Here is a 17,993-nt window from a genome sequence, read left to right on the forward strand (position 1 = left end):
GCGGGGCCGAGCAGACGGGAGTGCCACAGGTGGGCGGAGGGCGCGAGCAAGGGCGTTCCGAGGAGTACGCCGCCGAGGTACGCCAGGTCGAGGCCCTCAACCGGATGGCGGGCCCGACCGCCGACGGATCCGCGCACGCGGCGGAGCGCGTACGCCACCGCGGCGCCGACCTGCTCCTGACCGGGCACGCGCTGGCGCGGACGGACTCCCTCGGGGAGGCGCTCGCCCTGATCTCGCAGCTGGCCGACCCGAGCCTGCCGCTGTGCGGCCAGGCGGTCTTCCGGGCGGACCGCGCCGTCCTGCACTGCGTCGGTCACTTCGGCGTCCACAGCTGCGAGGACGGCGCCTTCCGGGCGCCCCTGGAGTCCGACTACCCCGGAGCCCAGGTCGCGAGGACCGGGCGCCCCGTCTTCCTCTCCTCCGCGCACGAGCACCGCACCCGGTTCCCCGGCACCTGGGACCTCTCCGCCCGCGAAGGGCACGAGGCCTGGGCCTTCCTGCCCCTGACCACCTACGGACAGGTCACCGGCGTCTGGATGACCGCCTTCGACGCCCCGGTGCGGATGACCGACGGTGTGCGCGCCCTGCTGCTCACCATCGCCCGGCTGCTCAGCCAGAGCATCGAGCACACCTACTCGGGCCAGGCCGACCGCGCTCTCTCCCAGAGCCTGCGCAGCAGCATGGGCGGCTCGGGCCCCGGCGTCGACGGGCTCACCACCGCCGCCCGCTACCTGCCGACCGGCGGAGGGCTCATGGTCGGCGGCGACTGGTTCGACTGCCTCACCCTGCCCAGCGGCCGCCTCGGCCTGGTCATCGGCGACGTGCAGGGCCACGACATGCACGCCGCAGGCCTGATGTCCCAGCTGCGCACGGCCATCCACGCCTACGCGGCCGAGGGCCACGGCCCCGACGCGGTGCTGGCCCGCGCCTCCCACTTCCTGGCGGCGCTCGACGAGGACCGCTTCGCGACCTGCATCTACCTGGAGGCCGACCCCGCCACCGGCACCCTGCGCATCGCCCGGGCCGGGCACCCCCACCCCGTGCTGCGGCTGCCCGACGGCACCTGTCTGCTCAAGCACCTGAGCGGCGGCCTGCCGCTGGGCCTCGGCCTCGAAGAGGACAACTACCCCGTCAACATCGTCACCCTGCGGGAGAACGAGGTCCTCATGCTCTGCACCGACGGCCTGATCGAGTCCGGCGGCCACGACATGTACTCCGGCTGGCTGCGCGTGCGCAACGCGCTGTCCCCGGGCACCCCCGAGGACCTGGACGCCATGGCCGACCGGCTGCTGAGCGCGGTCGTCGCGCCGGAGACCCCGCAGGAAGGGGACCAGCCCGCCTCCATCACCGAGGACGACATCGCGCTGCTCCTGCTGCGCCGCGACCCCTCGGCGACCCACTCGGGCCCGCCCCGGCGCCATCTGCGCCTCACCCTCCAGCAGGACCAGGCGGAGGCTCTCCAGGACGCGCGGACCGAGTTCCAGGGCCTGCTCCACGACTGGGCGCGCCCCGAGCAGATCGACACCGCCGTGCTGCTCGCCTCCGAACTCCTCGGCAACGTCCTGGTCCACACCGAGCAGGCCGCCGTCCTGCGCGCCGACATCAGCGGCGAGCCGGGCCGGCGCCGCCTCCTCGTCGAGGTCACCGACCGCAGCGACGACGTGCCGCACCGGCGCGCGCCGGGCGAGCTGTCCTCGTCCGGCCGCGGCCTCGTCCTGCTCGACCTGCTGGCCCACCAGTGGAACGTCCGGCCCGAACCGGAGGGCAAGACGGTGTGGTTCGCCCTGGACGAGGACGGACCGGAAGAACCCTGAGGCCCCCGGTCCGTCCCGCGTCCAGGGGCGGCCCGCGAGCCGTCAGCCCTTGCCCTTCAGAGAGAGCGTGGCCTGCGTGCCGGCGGTGGGCGTCAGGTGCGGGTCGGGCGCGGCGCCGAGGGTGTCGGTGCCCATGAGCGGCTCGCAGCGGTAGCGGACGGTCACCTCGACGTGGCGGTGCCGGTGGTGAGTGCGGCGGCGGCCGTGGTCAGGGCGAGGACGGCCGCGGTCTGGACCAGGGAGTGCCGCGCAGGCCAGTAACCGGCTCTCTGCCGCTGTTCGAGCGAAAACGGATCACCACACCCGAGCCCCACGCGCCCGTATACGTGCTGCTCAGCGGGGTGGCGGCAAGTGAACGCACGTCGGTTCCCTCACGCACCGTGAGATCTGCGGATGCGGAGGGTTGTCGGTGGCGGCAAGGTCGGAGGCGGCGGAAGGTGGCTCGTTCCGCCGAGCCCTGACAAAGGTGTCGGGGCTCTGCCTTGGGCCGTCGAACCATGAAAGGACCGCATCAGATGCGCAAGATCGCCAAGTACGTCGCTGTCGGTGCCCTCGTCACCCCCCTCGTCATCGGCGGCGCCGGCCTCGCGTCGGCCCACGACGGCCCGGGCTACGGCAAGGCGCAGAACTCCGCGAACGTCAACGGTGGCATGACGTCCGCGACGTTCAGCGGCTTCACCCCGGACGGCAGGGCCTACTTCGTGACGACCACCAAGAAGGCCGGCCCCACGGGCGCCTACAGCAGCGCCACGGGCTCGCACTCCTGACGCGGTCCCTTGTGCGGCCCGGCCGCTGAGCCGAGCCCACCCGGCTGCCCCGGAGTCCCCGACTCCGGGGCACCCGTCTGTGTGGGGGCACCCCCGCGCTCAGGAGTGCGCGTGGGTGACGGAGTAGCTCGCGCCCTCCGGCCCGCCGACCGTCACCACTGCCTGCTCGAAGTACGCGGCGCCCGTGTCGTCGAACCCGGAGGCGGAGGCGGTGTAGACGACGCGGTCCTCGGCGAAGCGGACCTGCTCCTGGTCCCACGAGGGGCTGCTCAGGGCGGCCGCCCCCTCGTTCGCGGTGGGGTCGGCCGCCGCGGCGGCAACGCCCGGCGAGGCCAGGCAGAGCCCCGCCGCGAGGGCGAGCGTCAGAACGGTCGGACGGAGCGGGCGGCGTACCAGCGGCAGAATCGACATGGCACGACCTTGACCGCCCGCGTGGGTGCCAGGGGCGCGACGCACCGGACCGGAGCGGGCGCCGCCACCCGTAGGTGTCATCCCTGGCTGCGGTCGGGCTAGTGGAGGCGCGTGGAGGTTCCCGGCGCCGCCGCGGGGGCCGCCGGCTTCGCGGCGTGCGCAGCCGGGGAGACGGCGGTGAGCGTGCCGCCGGACGAGGACGGCCGGGCCGGCGCGGTCGAGGGGGCCGCAGGCGAGGCCGTGACCTTCTGGCCGGAGCCCGCGACGCTCGTGGTGGCCCGCCCCGGGGCGAAGAGCGCGTTGCCCGGGAAGGTGACGGTCGCCGAGGTCGTGTCGTGGGCCGTCACGCTGAACGTACAGCTGAAGCGGCCCTCGCGGCTCGTGGTGGTGTTGCACCGCTGTGGCTTCGTGTCCTGTTCGCCGCGGACCTCCACGGACACCGCCATCTGGGACAGCGGGAAGAGCAGCGTGTCACCTTCGACGAGCCGCCCCCGCACCTGGAGCGTCGCGCGGTCGCCGATCGAGACCTCCTGCGCGCTCAGTTCGGTGACGACGCTGGCCGTGCGCGTGGTGCCCGGGGAAGCGGTCGGGGGCCGGGGGTCGGCGCAGGCGGCCGAAGCGGCCATACCGATGGCCAATGGCGCGACTGCCGCGAACAGCAGTTGTCTGCGGATACGCATCACACAGCACTCCCGTAACACTAGGAAAGACGAATGATCTTCTCGGGAGGTTTATGCCACTCGGGAGCCGGCTGATAACAGCGCCGCCGTGGGCCGTCCGGACCGGGCGGACCGCGGCGTCCCGGAGGGGCCGGCCCGATACGGAACGCGCGGCCGCGCAATATCTGTCGCCGCCGGATGAGGGTTTGCCGGGGCCCGCGGGGAGTATTTCTGCCGCATCGGACCGGGCCGGAATTTCTGCCCGATGTGTGGTCATGTGGCGTGCTACTGTCGATCTCAGTTGCAGTCGTGGTTCCCGAACTTCAGGTGCCCCTGGTCGGCTCGTTCGCCAGGAGCATTCTTGTTTCACCGGTCATTTCCGGCGGGGTAATCATCGCGGCGACACGGTATCCGCGCAGTGCGGACTCCGATGAACTGCCCCAAAGGAGAAATAACATGGCTACTGGCACCGTGAAGTGGTTCAACGCCGAAAAGGGTTTCGGCTTCATCGAGCAGGACGGTGGCGGCGCTGACGTGTTCGCCCACTACTCGAACATCTCCGCCCAGGGCTTCCGTGAGCTGCTCGAGGGTCAGAAGGTCTCCTTCGACATCGCGCAGGGCCAGAAGGGCCCGACGGCCGAGAACATCGTTCAGGCCTGACGCTTACGCACATCTGCAGCTGGGGCCCGCATCCTTCGGGGTGCGGGCCCCAGCTGCGCCCCGTTCTCCCCACTGACGCATTCGCGTTCCATTCGGTCCATGTCCTGTGCTTCTCCGTGCCGTTCCCCTTGCCGGAGAAATTCCAAGATGTGCGCCGCATCGAGGAAGGTTCCCCATGAACCGCACACGTACGAACGACCGTTTCTCACGCAGCCGTCACGCCAATTCCGGAAGCGAAAGGGGCGGCAGCCGTTTCGGGACGCCCGCCCCGCGCCGCCCCGACCGGTCCGAGCGCTCCGGCGGTGGGTACCGCCGCCGTCCCTCGGGCCCGCAGGGCGAATTCGCCCTGCCGAAGACGGTCACTCCGGCGCTGCCCGCGGTGGCGGATTTCGCCGAGCTCGACATGGCCGCCCCCCTGATGACCGAACTCGGCAGGCAGGGCGTCACCGTCCCCTTCCCGATCCAGGGGGCGACGCTGCCGAACTCCCTCGCCGGCCGCGACGTCCTCGGCCGGGGCCGCACCGGCTCCGGCAAGACCCTCGCCTTCGGCCTCGCCCTGCTCGCCCGGACCGCCGGGCAGCGCGCGGAGCCCCGCAAGCCGCTCGGGCTGATCCTCGTCCCCACCCGGGAACTCGCCCAGCAGGTGACCGACGCGCTCACCCCGTACGCCCGTGCCGTCCGGCTCCGCCTGGCCACGGTCGTCGGCGGGATGTCGATCGGCCGGCAGGTCTCCGCGCTGCGCGGCGGCGCCGAGGTCGTCGTCGCGACCCCGGGGCGGCTCAAGGACCTCATCGACCGCGGCGACTGCCTGCTCGGCCAGGTGAACATCACCGTCCTGGACGAAGCCGACCAGATGGCCGACATGGGCTTCATGCCGCAGGTCACCGCGCTCCTCGACCAGGTGCGTCCGGAAGGGCAGCGGATGCTCTTCTCCGCCACGCTCGACCGCAATGTCGACCTGCTGGTGCGCCGCTACCTGAGCGACCCGGTCGTCCACTCCGTCGACCCCTCGGCCGGCGCCGTCTCGACGATGGAGCACCACGTCCTGCACGTCCAGGTGGGCGACAAGGACGCGGCGACCACCGAGATCGCCGCCCGCGACGGCCGCGTGATCATGTTCCTCGACACCAAGCACGCCGTCGACCGGCTGACCCAGTCCCTGCTCAGCAGCGGCGTACGCGCCGCCGCGCTGCACGGCGGGAAGTCGCAGCCCCAGCGCACCCGCACGCTCAGCCAGTTCAAGACCGGCCACGTCACCGTGCTCGTCGCCACGAACGTCGCCGCGCGCGGCATCCACGTCGACAACCTCGACCTCGTCGTGAACGTGGACCCGCCGACCGACCACAAGGACTACCTGCACCGCGGTGGGCGCACCGCGCGGGCCGGTGAGTCCGGCAGCGTCGTCACGCTGGTCACCCCCGGCCAGCGCCGCAGCATGACGCGGCTGATGTCGGACGCCGGCATCCGTCCGCAGGTCACGCAGGTCCGCTCCGGCGAACAGGAACTGCACCGCATCACCGGCGCCCAGGCTCCCTCGGGCGTACCGGTCGTCATCACCCAGCCGGCGGCCGAACGGCCCCGGCGCGGTGGTGCCCCGCGCGGCCGCCGCCGCCCCGTCTCGGCCGCGCGCCGTGCCGGCGGACGCCCGTCCGCCGCGGACGCCGCGTGACCCACCCGAAGCCGGTTCCATCTGCGCAGGAGGCACCTTTGACGTTGGTTCCGACCCCTCTCCGTCCGCGGCCCCGTTCCTCGGTGGCCGCCACGGAGGAAGCAGGACCCCAGGTATGGGGAGACATGACGGTCGAGGTGGCCCTCTCCGTCATGGCGGGGGCCGGCGTCGGGCACCTGCTCGTCTGCGACGACGACGGCCGGCGCATCGGCGTTGTCACCCGGGCCCGGCTCACCGTCGTCCGCGGCGGTACCGGGTACACCGACCGGCTCCGGCTGCGTGACGTCACCGACGACGAAGAGCCCCTCGCTCTCGCCGGCTGAACCGGCTCCACCCCGGTCCCGCTCTCACTCTCCCCAATGAGGTCTCATGCGCTGTGTCATCGCTCGTTTTCCGTTCGACCTGACCAAGGCGGGCGTCCTGGAGACGATGAAGGGCGTCAAGCCCGAGCCGGTCACCGGTGAGTCCGTGATCATCGGACGGCGGCACTACCCCGTCAAGCAGGTCGGCCAGGCCGTCACGAGGCAGGACCGCCGCGACTTCAGCGCGGGCGAGGTCCTGCGCGCGATGGCGCAGCTCGGGTTCTCCTGCCGCGCCGTCCCGGTCGCCGTCGAGGCGGCCCCGCCGGCCGGCAGCCCCTACCAGCGCGCCTCGGCCCTGCTGGGATCGTCGCTGCCGGCCTGACCGGCGAGGGGAGCGGCGCGCGCCGCTCCCGTACCGCTACACCCGTGAGGGCCCGACCGGAACACCGGTCGGGCCCTCACGTCTTGTGGTGATCAGTGGTCGGAGTAGCTGAAGTCGCCGACGGTCCAGGCATTGACGTCGCAGATCGCGACCCGGTACATGCCGCCCGTCTCGGGGATGCCCATCGTGCCCTGAAGGATGCGCGCGACATGGAAGTGCAGATGGGTGGGGGTCCGGTCGGCCGAGGGCGGTGCGGGTGTCTCGCGGGCCTCCAGCGCGGTGAAGGCGACCGAGAACGGTCCGAGCTGGTCCGAGTCCTTCAGGACCTCTGACACGCGCCGGCGCCAGATCGCCTCGGGCGCCAGCCGGCCAGTGATGACAGCGCCACCCGTGACCACGGTGAGGGACATCTGTGTGCTCTGTTCCGACTCGACGGTGGCGGCGAGCACGGTGAGCAGTTCGTCAGGCTTCGACATGGCCGCTGATTCTATTCGGCTTCCGCGGCCGGGCGGGAGCGAGGTCCGGACGGGGGACGTGTCGGCCGAGGTGTGACCCGACGGCCGCATGGTGTTGAATTTCCCCCGGGGCCCTGTCGCCGTACGGCAGCAGGGCCCTCCAGGCGCGTGACCTATTGAGGTGGAATGACTGCAGAGACCCCGCTCAGCGGCCGGCTGGACGATGACGACTACCCCGCGTACACCATGGGACGGGCGGCCGAGATGCTCGGCGCGACCCCCGGTTTCCTGCGCGCGCTCGGCGAGGCGCGGCTGATCACACCGCTGCGCTCGGAGGGCGGTCACCGTCGCTACTCCCGCTACCAGCTGCGCATCGCGGCCCGGGCCCGCGAACTCGTCGACCAGGGCACCCCGATCGAGGCGGCCTGCCGCATCGTGATCCTGGAGGACCAGCTCGAAGAGGCCCAGCGGCTCAACGAGCGCTACCGGCGGGCGGCCGACCCCGCCGGACAGGCCGGCTGAACGCCCGAGGGCGGCCCCGGTGGACGGGGCCGCCCTCGGTGGCGGTCGGGACCCGGACGGTCAGTGCTTGCCGATGTCCTTGGTCTTCTCCTTCGCCTGGCGCGCGTCGCCCTTCATCTGCTCGGCGCGGCCCTCGGCGGTGAGGCGCTCGTTGCCCACGGCGCGGCCGGCGGTCTCCTTGGCAGCACCGGAGGCCTGCTCGACCTTCGCCTTGGCCTTCTCGTTGGCGGTCATGTCCGCTCACGCTCCCTTGCCGTCGACATCATGTGCTGACATCCGCTTGGCCGCTCAGCCGCTTCGTAAACATGCGACCCGCTCAGTAGATGTTGACCTCGACGTCCGGGCCGTCGCCGCGCCCCGCGTCGATCTGCGCGCGCAGGGAGATCTCGTCGTAGACGCGGACCTCCTTGACGATGCGGCCGTCCTGGATCAGGAACTGCGACACGCCGAGCATCGTGACCGGCTGCCCGGTGAGGGGGCCGAAGTCCGGGGTGCCCCGGTACGTGCCGTGCAGGGTCCAGGTGACGGCCACCCGCAGGCCCGCGTACCGCTCCGCGTAGTGGGTCTGGACGTCGCGGACGGCGAACCGGGCGTCGGGGAAGGCGCCGACCAGGGAGAGCAGGTCGGCCTGGTAGCGCTCCGGCCGGATGACCGTGCGGTCGCCGACCGTGTGCAGGAACAGGTCACGGGCCATGAAGTCGTGGACCTTGTGCAGGCGGCGCTGGGTCCACACCTCGTCGATGAACTCCAGGACCATCTCGCACTCGGGACGGAAGTCGTCCGGGCGCGGGCCGCTGACGCCGCGCAGCAGCACGTCCTTCGGCGGCTCCTCGGTCATCGAGCCGGTGTACCCCTGGAAGCGCAGCGCGCGGGCCGCCTCGGCGGGGTCGATGCCGAGCTGGAGACAGTCCGCGAGTTCGTCGCGCACCACCCACTCCTCGACCATGCGGCCCCGGCGGTAGAGGCAGTTGGCCACGGTGCGCTTGCGGACGCGGACGTTGCGGCCGCCGACGAGGTGCTCGTCGGCGGAGAAGACCAGGTGCGAGCTGAGGAACGCGTCGTCGCCGCGGGCCTCCCACACCACGTCCTCGGCCTGCCCGATGTGTCCCGGCGTGCTGCCGATGCGCATCGTGGTGCCCTCGATCACCCCGTCGCGGCCGACGACGGTGCCGAGGCTGGTGTGGACGATCGAGTCGGGCTCGTAGTTGTCGACGATGTAGGCGATGTCCCGGCCGACCCAGATGCGGTCGGTCACCTCGCGGATGAAGTCGTCCGGGTCCTTGTAGGGCAGGTAGGCGACGGGGTCGAGAGGCATGATGCGCTCCGTTTCCGGGGAAGGTGAATTCGTATGTACGAGGGCGGGAGTGGACGGGACCGGACTCAGCGGGCGAACTTGTCGGCACCCAGTTGGCTGCGGTACGTCTCCGTCATGAAGGAGGTCACCACGACGAGGGCGAGGACGGCGGCGGCCGCCAGGTACACCCACACCGCGTAGATCGTGTGGAAGGTGCTGACCAGCAGCGTCGCCACGAACGGCGTGATCCCCATGAAGATGGAGAAGGAGCTGTTGTACGCGATGGCGCTCGCGCTGAACCGGGTCCGGGTCGCGAAGAGTTCCGCGGCGCAGACGGTGATGATGCCGGTGAGGAAGAACTCCGGGACGAGATAGATGAGCTGGCTGGCGACCGCGGCGCCGAACGTGCCGCCCTCGCCGACCCAGAAGGCGAGCGGGACCAGGACGATGCAGGCGGCGGCGCCCGTCATCAGCATCGGCCTGCGCCCGATCCGGTCCGACAGCATGCCGGCCAGGGGGAGCAGCGGGATGAGGACCGCGATCGAGATGGCGTTCGAGGCGAGCCCCATCCAGCGGGGCAGCCCGAGCGTGTCCGTCAGGTACTGCGGATAGAACGTGACCCAGGTGTAGGAGAGGATCGCGCACATGATCGAGATACCGCAGTAGACCAGGATGGGCCGCCGCTGGCAGCGCAGCGCCTCGCGGACCGGCGCCTTGACGACCTGCGTCCCGTCGGCGGTCGCGCGGACGAACTCGGGGGTCTCCGCGATGTGCCGGCGCAGCCAGATCCCGACCAGGCTGAGCGGGACCGCCAGCAGGAACGGGAGCCGCCAGCCCCAGGAGTCCAGAGCCGGGCCGGTGAAGACCCAGCTGGTCAGCGCGGCCGTACCGGCGCCGGCGAGGGTGCCGAGGAAGCAGCTGTTCGAGGCGTACGAGGTGTAGTACGCCCGTCGGCGGGGCTCGGCCCACTCGACGATGAAGGCCACCGCGCCGACGTACTCCCCGCCGGAGACCGTGCCCTGCACGACGCGCAGCAGGAGCAGCAGGAGCGGAGCGGCGATGCCGACCTGGTGGTACGTGGGCAGGGCGCCGATGAGGGCGGTCGCCACGCCCATGAACACGATGGTCCACAGCAGCGTCTTCTTGCGCCCGACCCGGTCGCCCCACCGCCCGACCAGCGTCCCGCCCAGCGGCCGGAACAGGCACGCCACCGCGATGATCGCGTAGGTGCCGAGGACGGCGACGGTCCGGTCGCTCTCGGGGAAGAACGCGGGAGCCATGATCGGGGCCATGTAGCCGTAGAGGCCGTAGTCGAACTGTTCTACGAAGTTGCCGATGCTGCCCGCGCCGATGGCCCGGCGGATCGCGGCCCGTTTCTCCGGATCGGCGCGGGGCGGGTCGGTGACGGTACTGGGAGGCGCTGCGGCGGACATGGCTTCTCCGATCGCGCAGGGGGAGGGGTGTGCATACGTATGAACTCGGGGTGAACACTAAGGAGCCCGGTGGGGGGCGTCAAGAGGTTGCCGGGGGGAAGTGGACTCCGCGGATCCGGGCCGGGCGAGCGCCCGCAGGGTGTCCATCAGGACGTGCGCCATGTTGAAGAGGATCAGCTGTGCGCCCGCCCGTTCCGCGGCTCGTGCACCGTCCTCACCGGGCACGATGGTCATCACCGCGCGGCCCTCGGCCCGGGCCGCCTCGTGCGCGCGGCCCATCAGGGCCTGGACGGTCTCCTGGCCCGGGAAACCGCAGTCCGCGGCGAGATCGGCCGGGCCGACCAGGACCGCGTCCACCCCGGGCGTGCCAGCGATCGCGTCGGCCGCGGCACAGGCCCGCTCCGTCTCGACCATCGCCACGACCAGCGTCTGCGCGGCGGCGGCCACATGGTCGGCCGCGGTGACCGTGCCGAACCGGCCCGCTCTGCTGTAGGTGGCGAAGCCCCGGTCACCGAGGGGCGGGTAGTGGCTCGCGGCCACCGCGCGCCGGGCGTCCTCGGCGCTGTCGACGTGCGGATGGATCAGCCCGGCGGCGCCCAGGTCGAGGCAGCGCAGCGCGAGCGAGGGCTCGGCCGTGCCGACCCGGACGAGGACGTCGATCCCCTGGGCCGCCGCCGCCGTGAGGTGGCTCTGGAGCAGGGCGGTGTCGGCCGGCCCGTGCTCGCAGTCGATGACCACGTAGTCCAGACCCGCGACGCCCGCCATCTCCACGAGCGTCTCCGACGGGAGCCGGAACAGGGCGCCGCGCAGCCGCTCGCCCGCGGCCAGCCGCTCTTTGAGGCTCCGGCGCGGGCGCTGCCCGCCGGGCCCCGTCACCGGGCCACCATCCCGGCCGACAGGTCGATGTCGGCGCCGCACAGGCCCCGCATGCGCAGCATCGCGGTCACGGCCGCGCCCACCTCGTCCTCGGTGACCATGCGTCCCAGGGCGGAGCGGGAGACGAACGCCTGCTCGGCCTCGGCATAGCTGCTGCCCGTGCGCGCGGCCTCCAGGCGGAAGTTGCGCTCCATGCGCGGGCCCGAGACGGGCCCGGGAGACAGGGAGTTGACCGCCACGCCCAGCGGGCCGACCTCGCCCGCCAGCGTCGCCGTCAGGCCGATGACCGCCATCTTCGACGCGCAGTAGGGCGTACGCCGCAGCAGGGGCCGCTTGCCCGACACCGAGGCAATGTTGATGACGTCCCCGGAGCCGCGCGCGGTCATCGCGGGAAGGAACGCGCGGCACATCAGGAACACCCCGCGCACGTTCACGTCGAAGACCTCGTCCCACGCGTCGGGCGTGATCTCGGTCAGCGGTGCGACGGGACCGGCGATCCCGGCGTTGTTGACGAGGACGGAGATCTCCTCGTCCGCGAGGCTCCGGGCCAGTTCCCGCACGTCGTCGGGGCGGGAGACATCGCAGACCCGGTGCACCACCTGGGGGCCGAGCCGGGCGGCCGTCTCCTTGAGGGCCGTCTCGCCTCGGCCCGTGATGACGACACGGGCGCCTTCGGACAGCAGGGACCGGGTGATGGCGGCGCCGAGGCCGCTGCCGCCGCCGGTGACGAGCGCGGTGCGGCCGGCCAGCGGCGCCGCGGGGGAGCCGCTCACGCCTGGGCCTTTTCGTTCCACGGCAGGGTGCCCTGGCCGTACTTGGCCGCCCGCACGTCACCGGAGCGGGCGTGTCCCTCGAACAGCTCGACGCGCGCGGCCCGGCCGCACACCTCGCCGAGCAGCGCCGAGGAGGAGGTGTCGGTGACCTCCTGGTAAGTGACCGTCTTGAGGTACTTGCCGACCCACAGGCCGCCCGTGTAGCGCGCGGCGCCCCGGGTGGGGAGTACGTGGTTGGTACCGATGACCTTGTCGCCGTAGGAGACGCACGTGCCCTCGCCGAGGAAGAGGGCGCCGTAGTCGTGCATCTTCTCCAGCGCCTGGCGCGGGTTCTCGGTGAGGACCTCCACGTGCTCGCTGGCGTAGGAGTCCGCGATCTCGAAGGCCTCGTCGAGGGTGGCGGCCAGGACGATCTCGCCGTGGTCGCGCCAGGCCGGGCCGGCGAAGTCCTTCGTCGGCATGCCGGGCAGCAGTCGCTCGATGTGCGCGGCGACCTCGCGGCCCAGCTCCTCGGAGGTGGTCACGAGGACGGCGGGGGAGTCCGGGCCGTGCTCGGCCTGGGAGAGCAGGTCGACGGCGACGACGAACGGGTCGGCGTGCTCGTCGGCGATGACCAGGATCTCGGTCGGACCGGCGAACAGGTCGATGCCGACCTCGCCGAAGAGCTGGCGCTTGGCCTCCGCGACGTACGCGTTGCCGGGGCCGGCGAGCATCGGGACCCGCCCGATCGTCTCGGTGCCCAGGGCGAGGGCCGCGACGGCCTGGACGCCGCCGAGGAGGTAGATCTCGTCCGCGCCGGCCAGGTGCATGGCCGCGACGGTGGCCGCGGGGATCTCGCCCCGGATCGGCGGGGTGCAGGCGGCGACGCGGGGGACGCCGGCCACCTTGGCGGTCACGATCGTCATGTGCGCCGAGGCGGTCAGGGGGTAGCGGCCGCCGGGCACGTACGCGCCCGCGGAGGCGACGGGCACGTGGCGGTGGCCGAGGCGGACGCCGGGCAGCGTCTCGATCTCGACGTCGTGCATCGAGTCGCGCTGGGCCTGTGCGAACGTGCGCACCTGCCGCTGCACGAAGCGGATGTCGTCCAGGACGGCCTGCGGAACCCCGGAGATGATCCGCTCGATCGCGTCGGGCGACAGCCGGAAGGACTCGGGGCTCCAGTTGTCGAACTTCTCCGAGTACTGCCGGACGGCCTCGTCCCCGCGCTCGCGGATGTCGTCGAGGATGGCGTGGACGCGCTCGGCCACGTCGGCGCGGGCGGCGCTCACCTGGGCGGCGGGAACCGGGGACTTGAGGAATCGGGGCATGATGGCTCTCTTCGCTGGGGGAGGGGCGTGCGGGTGAGGTGGGGGACCGGCGCGGGGGCGGCCGGTCAGGGCGGCGGGGTCAGGGCCGGGACCGCGGCGCCGCGGTCGGCGGCGTCGAGGACGGCGCGCAGGGCGGCGGTGACGGCGTCGGGGCGCTGCCAGGGCAGCAGATGGCCCGCGTCGGGCAGTTCGCGCAGTCGGGCGCCGGGTACGGCGTGCGCGATCGTCCGGTGGAACGCGGGCGGGCACAGGGTGTCCCCGGCCCCGCTGAGCACGACCGCGGGACAGCGGGCGGCCCGCAGCGCGCCGGCCGCGTCCGTCCGGGTCGCCTGCGCCGCGAGCTGGACGCGGGCGGCGTCCGGGCCGACCGCCGCGGCCATCCGGCGGTAGCGCCGGGCGCCTTCGGGCGAGGGGCAGCGGTCGGGGAACATGTCCGGCAGGGTCTGCTCGACGACCTCCTCGAACCGCCCGGCACGGATCAGCCCGTCCATCGCGCGCCAGGCCGCGTACTGCCCGGGGCGCGGCGCCGACGCGTTCGTCGCCATCACGCACAGGCCGGCGATCCGCTCCGGCGCCCGGCGCAGCGCCTCGAAGCCGACGATGGCCCCCAGGCTCAGCCCGACCAGGACGAACGGACCCGGCACCGCGGACAGGACGTCCTCCGCGAGCGCCCCGATGTCCGGCCGCTCCAGTGCGACGTGCCGGACCTCGCGGTCGGCGGGGAAGGTGACGCCGGACCACAGGCTCGCGTCGCAGAGCATCCCCGGGACCACGACCACCGGCAGCGCGCGGTGCGGGGTGGCCCGGCGCACGCCGGTCACCAGCGCCGCGCGGAGCGGGGCAGGAGGGCGTACGGGGCGAGGTAGCCGTTGTGGTCGATGCCGAGGCCGGCGTCGGCCGCGCTCTTGGCGACCTCCTCGTCCCACTCCAGGCGGACGCGGCCGTCGCCGGAGTTGACCACCAGGAGGTCGCCCCGGGTCTCTCCGACGTTGCGCAGGGTCCGCCAGGCGTCCTGCGGGACGGAGAGCATGTCGCGGGGGCCCAGGCGCACCGAGACCGGGTCGGTGCGGTTGAGCGTGACCTCCCACTCGCCGTCCTTGACGATCAGTGTCTGGGTCTCGTGCTGGCGGTGGTACGACACGCCCTGCCCCGGTTCGGCGCGCAGCCAGGCCGCGTTGTGCCCGTGGGGGTTGAAGATCCGGGGCTCCTGGTGCGGGTCCTCGGTCATGCCGTACCCGATGACGCAGCTCAGGCGGACCCCGCCGCCGGGCAGCGTGCTGTCGAGGAAGGGGTGCTCCGACCAGACCAGTTCGTCCGCGGCGGCGATGCGGCGCTTCATCTCCTCGGGGCTGTAGCGGCGCAGCCGGTCGATCTGCTCCTGCGTCATGGGGCTGACGAGTTCGGCCTCGGGGGGCAGGGTGTCGCCGGCGACGGTGTCGATCAGCTCGTTCTCCGCGCTCAGGTACAGGCCGTGGCCCTGCGCCTCGCGCAGCACCGAGGGGCCCCAGATGATGCCGCCGGTGTGGTCCATGCCGAGCACGGTGAACAGCCAGCCGTCGTCCGGGCCCGTGTTGGTGAAGCCACGGAAGATCCAGGTGGGGATCGAGGCGATGTCCCCGGCCTTGAGCAGCAGCTCGCCCTCGGTGCCGTCCGCGCCCCAGCGCAGCAGGTACTCGCCCTCGGTGCAGACGAACACCTCGGCGGTGTAGTGCAGGTGCAGGTTGTTCGTGATGCCGTGCGGCATGGCGGCGGCGCCGATGTTGTAGCCGTGCGGCAGGCGGAGGTTGACGTGCTGACCGGCGGCCTGGGAGACACCCGGCCCGATCATCGCGTAGTTCTCCTTGCGGTCCGAGCCCGGGGTGCGGCAGTCGATGAAGGCCTGGTTGCAGGAGACGAAGTCGGTGCGGCGCACGGTGCGCCGGGTCAGTTCGCCGGGGGTGACGACGGCATCGGGGACATCAGGGACATCGGACATGACGGCTCCTTGTTGGTGAATACGTATGCATTCCTATGACAGGTGTTGGAGGAGGCGAGTGTCAAGAGGTGAGGCGCCACCAATCTGAGAGCCCTTTTCGGACGCAGAGCGGCTGAGGGAAGGGCCGCTGTCTTCGTCGGGAGCTGAGCACACATACGTATACTGATCCGCAGGCGCGCCGGGGCGGTGCAGTGGTGGCGACGAGGAGAGAGCTGATGGGGATCACCAGTCACGACGTGGCCAGGCTGGCGGGTGTCTCGCAGCCCACGGTGTCGCGGGCGCTGCGCGACGACCCCAGGGTGTCGGAGGCGACGCGGGAGAAGGTGCGGCGGGCCGCTCAGGCGCTGAACTACGTACCGAGCGAGGCGGGGCGCACCCTGTCCACGCGCTCCACGCGCCGCGTCGGCGTCATCGTCACGGACCTGACGAACCCGTTCTACCCGCATGTCATCGCTCCGCTCCACGACGAACTGCGCACCCTCGGCTACCGGATGATGCTGATCACCGAGCGGTCCGACGAGGCGGTCGCCGAGGAGCGGCTCCTGGACCAGTCGCTGGACGGGGTCGTCCTCGCGACGGCCACCACGGACTCGCGGCTCCCGGCCCAGCTGGAGCGACGCGGCATGCCGTTCGTCTTCCTCAACCGCGACACGGGCGGCGCGGGCGACTACGCCTCGGTCGTCGACAACGAGGGCGGTGGCCGCCTCGTGGCCGAGGAGCTGGTCGCCCTGGGCCACCGGCGGATCGCGGGGATCTTCGGCGCGGCCAACACCACGACCGGGCGCGAGCGCGAACTCGGCTTCCGGCTGGCCCTCGCCGAGGCCGGGGTCGGGCTCGCGGAGGACCGGGTGGCGCGCGGCGCCTTCGAGTACGAGACCGGGTACCGGGCCCTGCCCGTGCTGCTGGCGGCCGCCGAGGCACCGACGGCGGTCTTCTGCGGCAACGACGTGGTCGCCATCGGCGTCCTGAACGCCGCGCTCGCCGCGGGGATCAGGGTGCCCGAGGACCTCACGGTCATCGGCTTCGACGACCTGCCGATGGCCGCCTGGGAGGTGTTCCGGCTGACCACCGTCCGGCACGACCTGCGGGAGCTGTCGCGCCAGGCGGCGCGGCTGCTCGTCCGGCGCATCGGCGGCGACGTCGACCCGGCGGGCGAGCGGCTGGTGCTGCCCACCGAGTTCGTGCCCAGGGCCACGCACGCGCGCGTCTCCTGAGACCCGCGGGCCGTCACGGCCGGGCGGCCGTCGCCGGCGCGGGCACGGGCGGTTCGGCCGCGTCCCCGCGCAGCCGCCGCTGGCGGACGACGCCCACGGCGACCAGGACCGCGGCGAGGCCGAGCGAGAGCCACAGTTCGAGCCGGTGCCCCGGCAGCACCGCCATCAGGACGAGCACCGCCGCGATGAAGGCGACCGTGGTGAGGGTGAGGTAGGGGAACCCCCACATCCGCACCTCGCGCGGCGGGCCCGCCTTGCGCCGGGTCGCGTACTGGGTCACCGCGATGACCAGGTACATCATGAGGGCGATCGCGCCGCTGGAGGCGATGAGATACGAGAAGACGCTCGGCAGCAGGTAATTGGCGATCACCGCGGCGATGCCGATGACGGTGGAGACCACCACCGCGTTGCGCGGCACGCCGTGGCGCGAGGTGCGGGCGAAGGCGGCCGGGGCGTCGCCGCGCCGGGCGAGGGAGAACACCATGCGGGACGCGGTGTAGATCGCCGAGTTGAGACAGCTGCTGACGGCGACGACCAGGACGACGTCCATGATCCGGCTCGCGCCCGGGATGTTCATCCGCTCCAGGACGGCCTGGTAGGAACCGGACTCCGCCAGGTCGGCGGCGTTCCACGGGACGAGGCAGACGACGACCAGGATCGAGCCGATGTAGAAGAGGCCGAGCCGCCAGACGACCGCGCGGACGGCCTTCCTGATGTTCTTCTTCGGTTCCTCGGACTCGGCCGCGGCGATGGTGACGATCTCGCTGCCCTGGAAGCTGAACATCGCGGTCAGCAGACCGGCGAGGACGGCGGTGGCGCCCTTGGGGGCGAAGCCGCCGTGGTCCCACAGGTGCGCCACGCCGTGGGTGCCGGAGCCGGGCAGCAGCCCGAGGACGGCGAGGACGCCCAGCACCAGGAAGGCCACGATCGCGACGACCTTCAGCAGGGCGAACCAGTACTCGAACTCGCCGTAGTTGCGCACCGCGAGGAGGTTGCTGCCCGCCAGCAGGACGATCATCGCCAGCGCCGGGATCCAGCTCGGCAGCGCCGTCAGGGAGGCGATGACCTCCCCGGCCGCGATGGCCTCGATGGGGATGACGAGGATGTAGAACCACCAGTACAGCCAGCCGATGGAGAACCCCGCCCAGCGGCCGAGGGCGCGGTCCGCGTACGTCGAGAAGGACCCGGTGTCCGGCTGGGCCACCGCCATCTCGCCGAGCATCTGCATGACGAGCACCACGAGCGCGGCGGCCAGCAGGAACGAGATCAGGACGGCGGGTCCCGCGGTGGCCACCGCCGTGGACGAACCGACGAAGAGGCCGGCGCCGATCACCCCGCCGATGGAGATCATGGTGATCTGACGGCCCTTGAGGCCCTGGGTGAGAGCGGTGCCGGCGGGAGCGGACGGCGGGGGCTCGGGCGGGTGGTGCTGCATGCGGGGATCCTCGGATGAATGGGGGGACGTGGGCAACCTGGGGGA

General features: G+C 72.3%; 21 protein-coding genes. 8 read left to right on the plus strand and 13 right to left on the minus strand.

Going from position 1 to position 17,993, the window contains the following annotated elements; genetic code table 11:
- Positions 1-29 precede the first annotated feature (29 nt).
- Complete coding sequence (locus tag ABZY33_RS05030; protein ID WP_356490063.1) at positions 30-1,814, plus strand: SpoIIE family protein phosphatase; 1,785 nt, start codon at positions 30-32, stop codon at positions 1,812-1,814.
- Between the two features lie 42 nt (positions 1,815-1,856).
- Here ABZY33_RS05030 and ABZY33_RS05035 read toward each other — a convergent pair whose 3' ends face one another.
- Complete coding sequence (locus ABZY33_RS05035; protein ID WP_356490064.1) at positions 1,857-1,979, minus strand: hypothetical protein; 123 nt, start codon at positions 1,977-1,979, stop codon at positions 1,857-1,859.
- 350 nt (positions 1,980-2,329) lie between these two features.
- Here ABZY33_RS05035 and ABZY33_RS05040 point away from each other — a divergent pair, with 350 nt between their 5' ends.
- The gene (locus tag ABZY33_RS05040) at positions 2,330-2,581 is read left to right on the plus strand and encodes a hypothetical protein (RefSeq protein WP_356490065.1); all 252 of its coding nucleotides are present in this window, start codon (positions 2,330-2,332) and stop codon (positions 2,579-2,581) included.
- 99 nt (positions 2,582-2,680) lie between these two features.
- Here ABZY33_RS05040 and ABZY33_RS05045 read toward each other — a convergent pair whose 3' ends face one another.
- Together ABZY33_RS05045 and ABZY33_RS05050 are read right to left on the minus strand one after the other, a co-directional pair.
- The gene (locus ABZY33_RS05045) at positions 2,681-2,992 is read right to left on the minus strand and encodes a hypothetical protein (RefSeq protein WP_356490066.1); all 312 of its coding nucleotides are present in this window, start codon (positions 2,990-2,992) and stop codon (positions 2,681-2,683) included.
- A gap of 98 nt (positions 2,993-3,090) precedes the next feature.
- On the minus strand, positions 3,091-3,672 hold the full coding sequence (locus ABZY33_RS05050; protein WP_356490067.1) for a hypothetical protein: 582 nt from the start codon (positions 3,670-3,672) through the stop codon (positions 3,091-3,093).
- Positions 3,673-4,107: 435 nt separating this feature from the next.
- On the opposite strand from ABZY33_RS05050, the gene ABZY33_RS05055 reads away from it, so the two are divergent.
- The 4 genes from ABZY33_RS05055 to ABZY33_RS05070 all read left to right on the plus strand — a co-directional run bounded on the left by ABZY33_RS05055 (position 4,108) and on the right by ABZY33_RS05070 (position 6,664).
- The gene (locus ABZY33_RS05055; protein WP_324767939.1) at positions 4,108-4,311 is read left to right on the plus strand and encodes a cold-shock protein; all 204 of its coding nucleotides are present in this window, start codon (positions 4,108-4,110) and stop codon (positions 4,309-4,311) included.
- Between the two features lie 175 nt (positions 4,312-4,486).
- Positions 4,487-5,980 carry a DEAD/DEAH box helicase gene (locus ABZY33_RS05060; protein ID WP_356490068.1) on the plus strand — a complete coding sequence of 498 codons (1,494 nt, stop codon included), beginning with the start codon at positions 4,487-4,489 and terminating at the stop codon, positions 5,978-5,980.
- Between the two features lie 44 nt (positions 5,981-6,024).
- Positions 6,025-6,303 (plus strand): CBS domain-containing protein, encoded by a 279-nt coding sequence (locus ABZY33_RS05065; protein ID WP_356490134.1) that lies wholly within the window; start codon positions 6,025-6,027, stop codon positions 6,301-6,303.
- Positions 6,304-6,349: 46 nt separating this feature from the next.
- Positions 6,350-6,664, plus strand: coding sequence for an SCO5918 family protein (locus ABZY33_RS05070; protein WP_356490069.1), 315 nt, complete (start codon positions 6,350-6,352; stop codon positions 6,662-6,664).
- A 92-nt stretch (positions 6,665-6,756) separates the two neighbouring features.
- Here the strand turns inward: ABZY33_RS05070 and ABZY33_RS05075 are convergent, their stop codons facing one another.
- A complete protein-coding gene (locus tag ABZY33_RS05075) occupies positions 6,757-7,140 on the minus strand; it encodes a hypothetical protein (RefSeq protein WP_356490070.1) in 384 nt (127 codons plus the stop codon).
- 165 nt (positions 7,141-7,305) lie between these two features.
- Between ABZY33_RS05075 and ABZY33_RS05080 the strand changes: the two genes are divergently transcribed.
- A complete protein-coding gene (locus tag ABZY33_RS05080) occupies positions 7,306-7,641 on the plus strand; it encodes a MerR family transcriptional regulator (protein ID WP_356490071.1) in 336 nt (111 codons plus the stop codon).
- A 60-nt stretch (positions 7,642-7,701) separates the two neighbouring features.
- Here ABZY33_RS05080 and ABZY33_RS05085 read toward each other — a convergent pair whose 3' ends face one another.
- From ABZY33_RS05085 to ABZY33_RS05120, 8 genes are all read right to left on the minus strand, one after another.
- Entirely contained in the window at positions 7,702-7,875 is a 174-nt protein-coding gene (locus tag ABZY33_RS05085; RefSeq protein WP_356490072.1) for a CsbD family protein, read from the minus strand.
- 82 nt (positions 7,876-7,957) lie between these two features.
- The gene (locus tag ABZY33_RS05090) at positions 7,958-8,956 is read right to left on the minus strand and encodes an ester cyclase (protein WP_356490073.1); all 999 of its coding nucleotides are present in this window, start codon (positions 8,954-8,956) and stop codon (positions 7,958-7,960) included.
- A 65-nt stretch (positions 8,957-9,021) separates the two neighbouring features.
- Complete coding sequence (locus ABZY33_RS05095) at positions 9,022-10,368, minus strand: MFS transporter (RefSeq protein ID WP_356490074.1); 1,347 nt, start codon at positions 10,366-10,368, stop codon at positions 9,022-9,024.
- Between the two features lie 57 nt (positions 10,369-10,425).
- Positions 10,426-11,244, minus strand: coding sequence for an aldolase/citrate lyase family protein (locus ABZY33_RS05100; RefSeq protein ID WP_356490075.1), 819 nt, complete (start codon positions 11,242-11,244; stop codon positions 10,426-10,428).
- A complete protein-coding gene (locus tag ABZY33_RS05105) occupies positions 11,241-12,017 on the minus strand; it encodes an SDR family oxidoreductase (protein WP_356490076.1) in 777 nt (258 codons plus the stop codon). The genes ABZY33_RS05100 and ABZY33_RS05105 overlap by 4 nt, the downstream gene beginning before the upstream one ends.
- Positions 12,014-13,324: a histidinol dehydrogenase gene (gene hisD / locus ABZY33_RS05110; protein WP_356490077.1), complete on the minus strand. Its 1,311-nt coding sequence runs from the start codon at positions 13,322-13,324 to the stop codon at positions 12,014-12,016. Before hisD ends, ABZY33_RS05105 begins: the two co-directional genes overlap by 4 nt.
- A 65-nt stretch (positions 13,325-13,389) precedes the next feature.
- Positions 13,390-14,136, minus strand: a complete 747-nt coding sequence (locus ABZY33_RS05115) for an alpha/beta fold hydrolase (protein WP_356490078.1) — start codon at positions 14,134-14,136, stop codon at positions 13,390-13,392.
- 5 nt (positions 14,137-14,141) lie between these two features.
- A complete protein-coding gene (locus ABZY33_RS05120) occupies positions 14,142-15,299 on the minus strand; it encodes a cupin domain-containing protein (protein WP_356490079.1) in 1,158 nt (385 codons plus the stop codon).
- Positions 15,300-15,493: 194 nt separating this feature from the next.
- Here ABZY33_RS05120 and ABZY33_RS05125 point away from each other — a divergent pair, with 194 nt between their 5' ends.
- Positions 15,494-16,513, plus strand: coding sequence for a LacI family DNA-binding transcriptional regulator (locus ABZY33_RS05125; RefSeq protein WP_356490080.1), 1,020 nt, complete (start codon positions 15,494-15,496; stop codon positions 16,511-16,513).
- 13 nt (positions 16,514-16,526) lie between these two features.
- Here ABZY33_RS05125 and ABZY33_RS05130 read toward each other — a convergent pair whose 3' ends face one another.
- The gene (locus tag ABZY33_RS05130; protein WP_356490081.1) at positions 16,527-17,948 is read right to left on the minus strand and encodes an amino acid permease; all 1,422 of its coding nucleotides are present in this window, start codon (positions 17,946-17,948) and stop codon (positions 16,527-16,529) included.
- Positions 17,949-17,993 lie beyond the last annotated feature (45 nt).

It is taken from the genome of Streptomyces sp. NPDC006552 (assembly GCF_040611655.1).
Classification (GTDB): Bacteria; Actinomycetota; Actinomycetes; order Streptomycetales; family Streptomycetaceae; genus Streptomyces.